The 9,172-nt window shown below is 65.6% G+C and carries 9 protein-coding genes; 5 read left to right on the forward strand and 4 right to left on the reverse strand.

The genetic code is table 11. The features are described 5' to 3' along the window. Positions 1 to 105: 105 nt before the first annotated feature. Genes Q0139_RS06950 through Q0139_RS06960 form a run of 3 tightly spaced genes read right to left on the reverse strand, consistent with a single transcriptional unit; the run spans position 106 to position 3,997 of the window. Positions 106 to 1,197, reverse strand: a complete 1,092-nt coding sequence (locus tag Q0139_RS06950) for an isoaspartyl peptidase/L-asparaginase family protein (protein ID WP_298019476.1) — start codon at positions 1,195 to 1,197, stop codon at positions 106 to 108. 13 nt (positions 1,198 to 1,210) lie between these two features. Further along, on the reverse strand, positions 1,211 to 2,737 hold the full coding sequence (locus Q0139_RS06955; protein WP_298019478.1) for an acyl-CoA carboxylase subunit beta: 1,527 nt from the start codon (positions 2,735 to 2,737) through the stop codon (positions 1,211 to 1,213). Positions 2,738 to 2,773: 36 nt separating this feature from the next. Next, complete coding sequence (locus Q0139_RS06960; protein WP_298019480.1) at positions 2,774 to 3,997, reverse strand: acyltransferase family protein; 1,224 nt, start codon at positions 3,995 to 3,997, stop codon at positions 2,774 to 2,776. Positions 3,998 to 4,138: 141 nt separating this feature from the next. Between Q0139_RS06960 and Q0139_RS06965 the strand changes: the two genes are divergently transcribed. From Q0139_RS06965 to Q0139_RS06985, 5 genes are read left to right on the forward strand one after another with little or no spacing between them, the layout of a single operon-like run. Next, positions 4,139 to 5,389 carry a Xaa-Pro peptidase family protein gene (locus Q0139_RS06965; RefSeq protein ID WP_298019482.1) on the forward strand — a complete coding sequence of 417 codons (1,251 nt, stop codon included), beginning with the start codon at positions 4,139 to 4,141 and terminating at the stop codon, positions 5,387 to 5,389. A gap of 52 nt (positions 5,390 to 5,441) precedes the next feature. After that, the gene (locus Q0139_RS06970; protein ID WP_298019496.1) at positions 5,442 to 6,611 is read left to right on the forward strand and encodes a diguanylate cyclase; all 1,170 of its coding nucleotides are present in this window, start codon (positions 5,442 to 5,444) and stop codon (positions 6,609 to 6,611) included. 47 nt (positions 6,612 to 6,658) lie between these two features. After that, the gene (ispG, locus tag Q0139_RS06975) at positions 6,659 to 7,786 is read left to right on the forward strand and encodes a flavodoxin-dependent (E)-4-hydroxy-3-methylbut-2-enyl-diphosphate synthase (RefSeq protein ID WP_298019484.1); all 1,128 of its coding nucleotides are present in this window, start codon (positions 6,659 to 6,661) and stop codon (positions 7,784 to 7,786) included. 41 nt (positions 7,787 to 7,827) lie between these two features. Beyond that, a complete protein-coding gene (locus Q0139_RS06980) occupies positions 7,828 to 8,118 on the forward strand; it encodes a chorismate mutase (RefSeq protein ID WP_298019486.1) in 291 nt (96 codons plus the stop codon). Continuing rightward, the gene (locus Q0139_RS06985; protein WP_298019488.1) at positions 8,115 to 8,618 is read left to right on the forward strand and encodes a thioredoxin family protein; all 504 of its coding nucleotides are present in this window, start codon (positions 8,115 to 8,117) and stop codon (positions 8,616 to 8,618) included. Before Q0139_RS06980 ends, Q0139_RS06985 begins: the two co-directional genes overlap by 4 nt. Here Q0139_RS06985 and Q0139_RS06990 read toward each other — a convergent pair. Next, positions 8,615 to 9,112, reverse strand: coding sequence for an Rrf2 family transcriptional regulator (locus tag Q0139_RS06990; RefSeq protein WP_298019490.1), 498 nt, complete (start codon positions 9,110 to 9,112; stop codon positions 8,615 to 8,617). The two genes, Q0139_RS06985 and Q0139_RS06990, sit on opposite strands and share 4 nt — an antisense overlap. Positions 9,113 to 9,172: the final 60 nt, after the last annotated feature.

Below are 9,172 nucleotides of genomic sequence, written 5' to 3' on the forward strand. Positions count from 1 at the left end.
CGTCATTGCGAGCGTCGCGAAGCAATCCAGAGCGGCTAGCGTTGAACCCTGCGGCTCTGGATTGCTTCGTCGCTTCGCTCCTCGCAATGACGTGGAGACTAGTCTCTATTCGTCGCCGTAGATCGCGACGCTCGGTTCCTCGCCTTCGGCCGCCATGCCGCGATACATGCCGGGCGTGTCGAAGCTGTAGATGCGATTGCCCCATGGTGTGGTGACAATAACGCCACCGGTGCCGCCGAGGCTTTCCTGATCGGCGATGACCTCGTCGGCGATCTGCTGGATGTCTTCGTCGGGCAGATCGAATTCGCTGGCATGGACGACGTAGGTCGGGACGCCTTCCTCATCGACCGGAACGGAGGCCTGCGCCTCCTCGATCGCCTCGCGGAAACGGTAGCGGATCCGCGTACAGATTTCCTGTGCGACACCCGCACGGATGAAATATTCGCCGTCGCCCGTGGCCGAGACGGCGCAGGCGCGGTCGTCGGCATAGGTGCCCGCGCCGATCACCGGCGAATCGCCGATCCGGCCCCAGCGCTTGCCCGTCATCCCGCCGGTCGAGGTCGCGGCTGCCATATGGCCCTCGCGGTCCATCGCCACCGCGCCGACGGTACCGTATTTGAACTCGACATCGAGCGCGCCGAGCTCCTCGCCCGCTTCGGTGCGCTGGCGGAACTCTTCCCACTGCCCGCGCCGGTAACCGGTCTCGAACCAGCTATTCTCGGCCTGCTCCAGACCCTGTTCGCGCGAAAACTGGTCGGCGCCTTCACCGCTCAGAAAGACATGCGGGCTGCTGTCCATCACCCGGCGGGCCAGCGTGATCGGATGGCGCGTGTTAGACGTTCCCGTCACCGCCCCCGCATCGCGCGTTGCGCCGTCCATGATCGATGCGTCATGCTCGATCGTGCCCTGCCAGGTGAACACCGCGCCGCGCCCGGCGTTGAAGTGCGGATCGTCCTCGAGCACGCGCAGCGTCGCCTCCACCGCATCGAGCGCGCTGCCGCCTTCGTCGAGGATCGCGCTCCCCGTCTCCAGCGCCTGCGTCAGCGCCGCCCGGATCGCGCTGTCCTGCTCGGGCGTGATCCGGTCGCGCTCGATCGTCCCGGCGCCGCCGTGGATGACGAGCGTCCATTCGGGCGCGTCCTGGGCGGCGGCGGGCATAGTCAGGAACAGCGCCGCAAGGATAAGCAACAATCGCATGAAAATCTCTCCATCAGGGTGAGGCGCCCAGCTTACGCCAGGCGAGGTCGGCAAATTCGCATAGCAGGGGCCGGGTGTCGCGCGGGTCGATGATGTCCTCGACACTGAAATGTTCGGCGGTGCGGAACGGGCTCGTGACGCGTTCGAGCTTCGCCTTGATCTCGGCGAGCCGCGCGGCGGGGTCGTCGGCGGCCTCGATGTCGCTCTTGTACGCCGCCTCGAGCCCGCCAGCGATGGGCAGCGATCCCCAGTCGCCCGACGGCCAGGCGAAGCGGTACTGGAAGCGCGTCGCGTTCGACATCGCCGACCCCGCGATGCCGTAGGCGCGCCGCACGATCACGCTCGCCCAGGGGACGGTCGCCTTGTAGACCGCGTTCATTGCCTCGACGCCGTAGCGGATCGTCCCCGTCCGCTCGGCCTCGACGCCGACCATGAAGCCCGGATTGTCGACCAGGTGGACGACGGGCAGGCGGAACAGCTCGGCGGTCTCGACGAAGCGCTTGACCTTCTGGCTCGTCAGCGCCTCCCAGCTGCCGCCAAGAAAACTCGGATCGCTCGCGAGCACCGCGACCGGCCAGCCGTCCAGCCGCGCGAACGCCGTGATCGCCGCGCGGCCCCAGCGTCGGCCCATTTCGAACACGCTGCCCCTGTCGAACGCCGCGTCCATCAGCGCGCGCATCGAGTAGACCTGCTTGTCCTCGTGTGGCACGAGCGAAATCAGGCTCTCTTCGCGCCTGTCGGCAGGATCGTCGCAGTCCGTGCGTGGCGGTTGCTGGCCGACATGGCTCGGCAGGTAAGACAGGAAGCGCCGCGCATGGGCGAAAGCTTCGTCCTCGCTCGCGACCTCCTCGTCGACCACGCCGTTGCGTGTGTGCAGTTCGCTCCCGCCGAGACCTTCCTTGTCGACATCCTCTCCGATCGCCTGTGCGACGACCGGCCCCGCCGCGAAGATCTGGCTCAGCCCCTTCACCATCACCGAATAGTGCGAGGCCACCGTCCGTGCCGCACCCATCCCCGCCGTCGGCCCGAGCGCCAGCGCCACCACGGGCACCGTCTCGAGGTTTTTCATGATGTCTTCCCAGCTCGGCACGGCCGGGACGTAAGTGAAGCCGGTATCCTCCAGCGTCTTGACCGAACCGCCACCGCCGGTGCCGTCGATCATGCGAATGAGCGGAATGCCCATCTCGTGCGCCATCTTCTCGCACATCACGAACTTGCGATGCAGCGCCGCATCGGCCGCGCCGCCGCGCACCGTGAAATCGTCGGCGCTCGCAACGACCGGACGCCCCTCGATATCGGCGCGCCCGAAGATCAGGTTGCTGGGGCTCGCATGTTCGAGCCGGCCGGCCTCGTCATAGCTGCCGCGCCCGGCGATCTTGCCGATCTCCCGAAAGCTGCCGGGATCGACGAGCCGCCGGATCCGCTCGCGCGCGTCGAGCTTGCCGCGGTCGTGCTGACGCTGCACCTTTTCGGCGCCGCCCATCTCCTCGGCCCACGCCTCGCGCTGGCGCAGCTCTTCGAGTTCCTTCTCCCAGCTCATGGGAGCAGGCTTAGCAGTGCAATTTGCGCACTGTCATCAGCTTTGGCGCGCGGGCTCTGCCATGGGTGCGGTCGCGACCGGTGCGTCCTTGCGTTCCGACAACCCTGCTACCGGTGCAAGCCAGGAGACGCGCCGCGCGACGAGGTAGAACAGCGCACAGGACGAAGCCGTTCCCGTCAGGATGATCGCGAACTCCGTGAGCGGCGGCAGGCCATAGGGCAGCAGCCACCAGCCGATCAGCACGATCGCGGTCTGGTGCAGGATATAGATCGGGAAGATCGCCTCGCTGAGCGTCTTGCGCCAGCGATGGTCGCGATTGAGAAAGCGCGTGCCGATGGCGAGCAGGAACAGCACCATGGCCCACATCATCGCGCCCACGGCAGCCCGGTCCAGCGCCATCTCGGCGTGCGATATGCCTTCCATGTCGGGGAACCGGATTTCGAGAGCCGCCAGCACGGCATAGCTCGCCAAAGCAAGGAGCAGTGCGGGCCGGGCACAGCGCATGATCGCGGGCCAGAGCTGCGGCGAGCGAGCCAGGGCGAAACCGAACAGGAAGACAGGCAGGTAAAGCGCATCGGTCAGCCAGTCGTCGAACAGGCCGTGCGATTCGCCCAGCGTGAAGGTGATCGCGGCGCGCATCGGCACGAAATAGACGAGCGGCAGCCAGAACAGCCGATAGCCCTGCGCCATCCAGTCGATCGCCGCCACGATGCGTCGCCGAATCGCGCCGGACGCGAAGAAATGGCCGATCGCGAGCACCATGGTGAAGGCCCAGAGATAGGCGACGAACCAGAGATGTTCCCAGCCGGGGAGCGTGACGCCGTGGAGCTGTCCGAAGCGGAAATAGCCGGTGCTCCAGAACGTCCAATAGCTCTCGGTCAGCCCATGGTTGAAACTGAGCCCGACCCAGCTTTGCGGCGGGATGATTACGGCCATCGCAAAGACAAGGGGGATCAGCAGGCGCTTCGATCGCTCGCGCACGAACCGTTCGATGCCGCCGAGCTTGCCCAGCAGCGCCGCGCTGGCGAAGCCGGACACGGCGAACAGCAGCGCGAGCCGCCACGGCGTCGTGAACACCATCGGGATCGCAAGCCATTCGACCGGCTCGGCGGTTTTCACCAGCCACTCTCCGTTCACGAAGAACAGGCCGATATGGTAGAAGATCAGGATCGCGAACGCGCCGATCCGCAGCCAGTCGAGGCCGTAATGCCGCCCACCGGCAAAGTCCGTGCCAGGCGAAATGGATTCCTGCCGCTGCATGGCCGATCCTAGACGCCCGGAATCTTGAATGCGCCATCTAGATTATGGGTTAACCGCGCGCCTTCGGCCCGGTTTAACCATCAATTCTTCCAAATACGGGCGCAGCTTGCGCTTTGCCGGGCCCCGGTCCAATCCTGCGCCATGCAAATCGACCGACGAACCCTCCTCGCCGCAAGCGCCGCCGCCGGTGCCGCGCTGTTCCTGCCGCGTCCGCTCGCCGCCCAGACAGGGACGAGCGAATTGACGTTGATGACCGGCGATGCCGTGCCGATTTCCCCGGCCGAACATGCCGCGCGCGTCGAACAGGCGCGGCGCCTGATGCGCGAGTACGGCATCGGCGCGCTGCTGATTGAGCCGGGCGCGTCGATGACCTATTTTACCGGCGTCCGCTGGTGGCGCAGCGAAAGGCTGACGGCGGCGGTGTTGCCGCTATCGGGCGATCCCGTGATCGTCACCCCGCATTTCGAAGAACCATCGGTGCGCGAAAGCCTCAAGATCGAAGCCGATGTTCGCGTCTGGAACGAGCATGAGAATCCGCTCGAAACGGTTGCCGGGGTGCTGCGCGACCGGGGCGTGACCGATCCGGTGGGGATCGAGGAAACGGTGCGGTTCTTTGCTGTCGATGGGCTACGCAACGCCCTGCGGGGCGTCGAAATCCGCCCGGGCGCGCCGGTAATTCGCGGCTGCCGGATGATCAAGTCGGCGCACGAGATCGCGCTCATGCAGAAGGCGAACGATGTGACGCTCGCCGCCTATCGCCATACATGTCCCCGCGTCGAAGCGGGAATGACTCCTGCGGACATCGCCGCGATCATGAACGACGCGACGCGCGCACTGGGCGGGACGCCCTCGTTCGAACTGGTCCTGCTGGGCGAGGCGAGTGCCTATCCGCATGGATCGGGCCAGCCGCAGGAGGTGCGGGAGGGAGAGGTCGTGCTGATGGACTGCGGCTGCAACGTCCTTGGTTATGAGAGCGATATCTCTCGGACGTTCGTCTTCGGCGAGCCGAACGCCGAACAGCGACGCGTCTGGAGCCATATGCGGCGGGGACAGGATGTGGCCTTCGCCGCCGCGCGGGTTGGCGCGCCGGCGGGGAATGTCGATGATGCCGTGCGCGAATATTATGAAGGCCTCGGCTACGGACCCGATTACGACCTTCCCGGCCTCTCGCACCGCATCGGTCATGGCATCGGCATGGAGGGGCATGAGCCGATCAACCTCGTCCGCGGCGAGGAAACCCCGCTCGCGCCCGGCATGTGTTTCTCCAACGAACCCGGGCTCTATCTTCCCGGCAGCTTCGGCATCCGCCTTGAAGACTGCTTCCATATGACCGAAGCAGGGCCGCGCTATTTCACGACACCACCGCCTTCGATCGACGATCCGTTCGGCTGATTGACGCGTTGTTAACCTTGATTTTGCTAAGAAAACCCTGGATTTGACGCGGATGAAGGGCACGGGCGCAATGGAGCTGATGCGGCGAATACGCGGCCATTTGTCGACCGGCGGCGAAGACCGGATATCCGGCGACATCGCCGATGCCGTCCGCGCCGTCCAGCTCGAACGGGCACTCGCCCATGTGCCGATGATCTACGCGGTCGCGATCTTCAACCTGATGCTCGTCATGATCCTGTGCGGGCATCGCGGGCTGCCGCTTTCCACCTATGGCTGGATGGGAATCGTCGGCATCGGCGCGTTCGCCCGCATGCTCTACTGGATGCGTCAGCGGGACAAGTCCGGGTTGCGTCACAATGCCGAACGGATGATGGTCACGCTCACCACCGTATCGATGACGCTGATCGCGGGGCTGAGTGCATGGACCATCTACGCCTATTCCAGCGGCCTTATCGTCGATATCATGCTCATCCCGATCTCGCTGGTGTTCGGATCGACGGTGATCGCGCATTGCCTCGCGCCGATCCGCCGCGCCGCCGTCGGCGTGCTGCTTGTTGGCGTCCTTCCCTGCGGGCTCTTCATGGTGCTGACCGGCGATTTCGAGACGCGGCTGCTCGGCGCCAGCATGATCACCGTCATGCTACTGATGACGGTCTTCATCCTTGAAAGCTATGAGCGGATCATCGGCAGCATCGTGATGGAAGAGGAAATCCGCCGCCTCGCGCTCACCGATCCGCTGACCGGCCTCGCCAACCGCCGCGCGATCATGGAGGCGGTGGAGGCCACCGACGGCAAAGGGGCCGGCTATGCGTTGGCCGTTCTGGATCTCGACGGGTTCAAGCAGATCAACGATACGCTGGGCCATCAGGCCGGCGACCGGCTGCTGGAGATCGTCGCCGAACGGCTGGGCGCATCGGCACGCGCGGGAGATATGGTGGGGCGGACCGGCGGCGATGAATTTCTGGTGCTCATGCGTGAAGTTGCCGACGCAGCCGATGCCGCGGCTCGGGCAGAGCATATGATGGCGGCGCTGTGCCGCGATGCCGATGTCGATGGAACGACCGTCCCGCTCTCGGGTAGCCTCGGATATGCGCTGTCGGGGCGCGACGGAACATCGCCCGACGCGGTCATGGCCTCTGCCGATGAGGCGCTCTATTGCGCCAAGCGCGATCACTATGCGCAGCGAGGCGGTCAGGATGTCTGGGTACGCTCGGTCGCCTGATCGCGCTCCGCCTTTCCCTTGTAACGCCAAGCCTCTATATCGCGCGCATGTCCGTACGCCCCTGGAGAGATATCGAGCGCCGCCAATCGCGGCAGATCATGGTCGGCAACGTGCCGGTCGGCGGCGATGCGCCGGTGACGGTGCAGACGATGACCAACACGCCGACCTCGGACGCGGCCGCGACGATCGACCAGATCCGCCGCTGCGAAGAGGCGGGCGTCGATATCATCCGCGTCTCCTGCCCCGACGAGGATAGCACCGCCGCGATGCCGGAGATCGTTCGCGCCGCACGGGTGCCGATCGTAGCGGACATCCATTTCCACTATAGGCGCGCGCTCGAGGCGGCCGATGCAGGCGCCGCGTGCCTGCGCATCAACCCGGGCAATATCGGCAGCGAAGAGCGCGTGAAGGAAGTGATTGCCGCGGCCAAGGCCAATGGCTGCGCGATCCGGATCGGCGTCAATGCGGGGAGCCTCGAAAAGGACCTGCTCGAAAAATATGGCGAGCCCTGTCCCGAGGCGCTCGTCGAAAGCGCGCTCGACCATATCAAGATCCTGCAGGATCACGATTTCCACGAATTCAAGGTCGCGGTGAAGGCGTCCGACGTCTTCCTCGCGGTCTCGGCCTATATGGGCCTCGCCGACGCCGTCGATTGCCCGCTCCATCTCGGCATCACCGAGGCCGGCGGCCTGATCGGCGGCACGGTGAAATCGGCGATCGGCATCGGCAATCTGCTCTGGGCGGGGATCGGCGACACGATCCGCGTCAGCCTCTCGGCCGAACCCGAAGAGGAAGTCCGGGTCGGATACGAGATCCTCAAATCGCTCGGCATCCGCACCCGCGGCGTCCGCGTCGTTTCCTGCCCCAGCTGCGCGCGCCAGGGCTTCGACGTCATCCGCACCGTCCAGGCGCTCGAGGAGCGGCTCCAGCACATCAACACGCCGATGTCGCTCTCGGTCCTCGGCTGCGTCGTCAACGGCCCGGGCGAGGCGCGCGAAACCGATATCGGCATCACCGGCGGCGGCAAGGGCAAGCACATGGTCTATCTGTCCGGCGTCACCGACCATCACGTCGCCGACGGGGACATGATCGAGCATATCGTCGAGCTGGTCGAGGCGAAGGCGGCCGAGATCGAAGCCGCGAACGCCACCGAAACCGCAGAGGCGGCCGAGTGAAGGATAGTGCAGGGACGGTCGCTCCCGAAGATTGCAAAACCATGGCCGAAGTGCGCGAAGGCGTCGACGCGGTCGATAGGGAAATCGTTGCGCTGCTGAAGCGCCGTTTCGGCTATATGGACGCCGCCGCGCGCATCAAGCCCGAGCGGGGACAGGTCCGCGACGAAGCGCGCAAGGCCGAGGTCATCGCCAATGCCCGCGCCGAGGCGCGCCGCCACGGCATTCCGGAAAGCGTGATTGCCGATGTCTGGGAAGCGCTGGTCGAAGGCTCGATCGCGCATGAGTTCGTCGAATATGACCGGCTGAACGACGGCCTGAAGGCGGCGGAGTGAGGCTTTTTGCAGCGATGGCATTGGCGCTTGCGGCAGTGCCCGCAATGACCGGAGCCGTCGCTACGGCAGCCGAAGCCGAACATCCCGAAGCCCGGCCCTTCGACGCCGATCGCAACGCCGCTGCCGACATCCTTCTGGCACGCGCCCGCGCGCTGATGACGGGCAAACGCGTACTCGTCGTCCTGGGCGGCAACTGGTGCCATGACAGCCGGGGACTGGCCGGCTGGTTTGAACGCCCGCGCTTCGCGGAGATGCTCGGCGATCGCTACGAGCTGGTCTATGTCGACGTCGGCCGGCCGCAGCGGGGCGAAGGGCGCAATCTCGACGTCGCGGCGCGCTACGGCATCGACGAGATTGCCGGCACGCCGACCGTCCTCGTGCTTTCATCCTCGGGTCGCCTGCTCAATCCCGAAACGGCGACGACCTGGAATAACGCTGCGAGCCGCGAGGAAGAGGCGATCTACGATTACTTCGCGGATTTCATACCCGAGACCGGTTAGCCTAGCGATACGGCTTCACGTTCGAGCCAGCGGCCGACATCGCGCAAATGTTCGTGCGCCGATTCTCCGACCACATCGACGGCGATGTCGACGAGCGATTTCGCTTTGAGACTCTCGCGATAGGCGGTTTCGGCAGCATGGAAGGAGGCGGCGATGGCGCAGGGGCGTTTGCATTCGGCCGGCTTTGCGCCGCACGGCCCATTGCGGCGGATTTCGGTGCAGGTGAAGGCCGGCGCGGGCCCCTCGATCGCGGCCATGATATCCCAGAGGGAGATTTCGTTCGCGGGGCGCGCCAGGCGATAGCCGCCATGGCGGCCGCGGGCCGCCTGAACGATCCCTGCCTTGCTCAGCGCTTGTAGCTGTTTGGCCATATAGGGGCCCGGCACGCCGTGATAGCGGGCCAGCGATTCGGCGCGCAGCCCTTTGCCGGACGGAAGCGCATTCAAAAGCGCGGCGGCATGGGCGGCCCATTCGACGCCCTTGGCAATCTGCATGCGAAACGGCTCCCGGTATCAAACGACATTTCTTGTCCGAATATATTGACTGTGCCCGAA

This window comes from uncultured Parasphingopyxis sp., assembly GCF_937129435.1.
Lineage (GTDB): Bacteria > Pseudomonadota > Alphaproteobacteria > Sphingomonadales > Sphingomonadaceae > Parasphingopyxis.

Coding starts and splice junctions, on each gene's coding strand:
- Q0139_RS06990 (WP_298019490.1), bottom strand. CDS start 9,112: ATGCAGATTGCCAAGGGCGTCGAATGGGCCGCCCATGCCGCCGCGCTT.
- ispG (WP_298019484.1), top strand. CDS start 6,659: ATGTCCGTACGCCCCTGGAGAGATATCGAGCGCCGCCAATCGCGGCAG.
- Q0139_RS06960 (WP_298019480.1), bottom strand. CDS start 3,997: ATGCAGCGGCAGGAATCCATTTCGCCTGGCACGGACTTTGCCGGTGGG.
- Q0139_RS06980 (WP_298019486.1), top strand. CDS start 7,828: ATGGCCGAAGTGCGCGAAGGCGTCGACGCGGTCGATAGGGAAATCGTT.
- Q0139_RS06955 (WP_298019478.1), bottom strand. CDS start 2,737: ATGAGCTGGGAGAAGGAACTCGAAGAGCTGCGCCAGCGCGAGGCGTGG.
- Q0139_RS06970 (WP_298019496.1), top strand. CDS start 5,442: ATGAAGGGCACGGGCGCAATGGAGCTGATGCGGCGAATACGCGGCCAT.
- Q0139_RS06965 (WP_298019482.1), top strand. CDS start 4,139: ATGCAAATCGACCGACGAACCCTCCTCGCCGCAAGCGCCGCCGCCGGT.
- Q0139_RS06950 (WP_298019476.1), bottom strand. CDS start 1,197: ATGCGATTGTTGCTTATCCTTGCGGCGCTGTTCCTGACTATGCCCGCC.